The 2,252-nt window shown below is 63.7% G+C and carries 2 protein-coding genes; both read right to left on the bottom strand.

Annotation, left to right across the window (positions count from 1 at the left end):
- On the bottom strand, window positions 1-367 hold a 367-nt coding region (gene rbfA, locus EOA86_RS31435; RefSeq protein ID WP_128345165.1), incomplete at its 3' end, for a 30S ribosome-binding factor RbfA.
- A gap of 123 nt (window positions 368-490) precedes the next feature.
- Window positions 491-2,252, bottom strand: a 1,762-nt coding sequence (gene infB, locus EOA86_RS31430) for a translation initiation factor IF-2 (protein WP_128345163.1), incomplete at its 5' end; no start/stop codon positions are given.

Below are 2,252 nucleotides of genomic sequence, written 5' to 3'. Positions count from 1 at the left end.
CTTCGGGCGAGTGCAGCAATTCGTTGATCTTCTGGAAATTGTCGTAGCTGGTGTCGAGCCGGAAGCGGAACTCGGGCATGTACTTCATCTGCCGAAGCGCGCCGGAAACGCGGCCGCGCACGAATTTCGCGTGCTTGTTGAGCGCCTCGACCACCGCATCGGCATCGCCAGCGCCGAGCGGCGAGACGAAGGCGGTGGCTATCTTCAGATCGGGCGACATGCGCACTTCCGAGACCGAAACCACAGCGTGCTCGATCAACGGATCGAGGATCTCGCCACGCTGCAAGGTTTCCGACAGCGCGTGGCGCACTTGTTCGCCGACGCGCAGCATGCGCTGGGATGGACCTGACGTGGTTGAACGGGGCATTTTTCTCTATCCTGAAATCGTGAGGCACGGGATGGGACCGCGCCGCATGTCTCATATGCTTTGGGCGGCAGCCTTTCGACCACCGCCCGGTCTCAGTAGATGCTCAACTCAAGACGCTCGAACTCAGAGCGTCCTGGTCACCATCTCGACGCGGAAGCACTCGATGACGTCGCCGACGCGCATGTCTTCGTAGTTCTGGAAGGCCATGCCGCATTCCTGGCCACCCGGGACCTCCGCCACTTCGTCCTTGAAGCGCTTCAGGGTCTTCAGCGTGCCTTCGTGGATGACGACATTGTCGCGGATCAGGCGAACGCCCGCACCGCGCTCGACCTTGCCTTCGGTGACACGGCAGCCGGCGATCTTGCCGACCTTGGTGATGTCGAAGATCTCGAGGATCTCCGCATTGCCGATGAAGGTCTCGCGACGCTCCGGCGACAGCAGGCCCGACAGCGCCGCCTTCACGTCATCGACGAGATTGTAGATGATCGAGTAGTAGCGGATCTCGATGCCTGCCGCCGCGGCAGCCGCGCGCGCCTGCACATTGGCGCGGACGTTGAAGCCGATGATTGCGGCACCCGAGGTTTCCGCCAGCGACACATCGCTTTCGGTGATGCCGCCGGCGCCCGCATGGACGATGCGCGCACGCACCTCGTCGGTGCCGAGCTTGTCCAGCGCCGCGTTGATCGCCTCGATCGAGCCCTGCACGTCGCCCTTGATGACCAGCGGGAATTCCTTCAGCCCGCTCGTCTGCAGTTGCGACATCATCTGTTCGAGCGAACCACGCTGGCCGGCATGCTTGGCCACCGCCTTCTCGCGCGCCAGACGCTGGCGATATTCGGTGATCTCGCGGGCGCGGGCTTCATTGTTGACCACGGCGAAGCGGTCGCCGGCCTGCGGGGTTCCTTGCAGACCGAGCACCTCCACCGGCATCGCCGGCGGCGCTTCCTTGATTTGCCCGCCGCGGTCGTTGACCAGCGCGCGCACCCGGCCCCATTCGTTGCCGGCAACGAGGATATCGCCGGGCATCAGCGTGCCGGTCTGGACCAGCACGGTGGCGACGGGGCCGCGGCCCTTGTCAAGCTGGGCTTCGATGACGACGCCCTCGGCGGTGCGGTCCGGATTGGCCTTCAGGTCGAGGATTTCGGCCTGCAGCAGGATCGCTTCGAGCAGCTTGTCGAGATTGGTGCCCTTGGTCGCCGACACTTCGACGTCCAGCACCTCGCCACCCATCGATTCGACGAAGACTTCGTGGCGCAGCAGTTCCGAGCGCACCTTCTGCGGGTCGGCGTCATGCTTGTCGATCTTGTTGATCGCCACGATGATCGGAACGCCGGCCGCCTTGGCATGGCTGATCGATTCGATCGTCTGCGGCATCACGCTATCGTCGGCCGCCACCACAAGGATGGCGATGTCTGTAGCCTGAGCGCCGCGGGCGCGCATCGCCGTGAAGGCGGCGTGGCCGGGCGTGTCGATGAAGGTGATCTTGTGACCGTTCTTCTCGACCTGATAGGCGCCGATATGTTGGGTGATGCCGCCGGCCTCGCCGGACACGACATTTGCATTACGGATGGCATCGAGCAGAGACGTCTTGCCGTGGTCGACATGGCCCATGATGGTCACCACCGGCGGACGCGGCTCGAGATCTTCGGGACGATCGGCGATATTGAAGAGGCCTTCCTCAATGTCGGACTCGGCGACGCGGCGAACCGTGTGGCCGAATTCGGTGGCGACCAGTTCGGCCGTGTCGGCGTCGATGACGTCGCCCGGCTTCAGGATCTGGCCCTGTTTCATGAAGAACTTGACCACATCGACGGCGCGCTCGGACATGCGCTGCGCCAGTTCCTGGATGGTGATGGTTTCGGGCAGTATCACTTCGCGCATGACT

It is taken from the genome of Mesorhizobium sp. M5C.F.Ca.IN.020.32.2.1 (genome assembly GCF_004023105.1).
Lineage (GTDB): Bacteria > Pseudomonadota > Alphaproteobacteria > Rhizobiales > Rhizobiaceae > Mesorhizobium > Mesorhizobium wenxiniae.
Note: the sequence above shows the minus strand (reverse complement) of the source record. Positions and strands in the feature narration are given on the sequence as shown.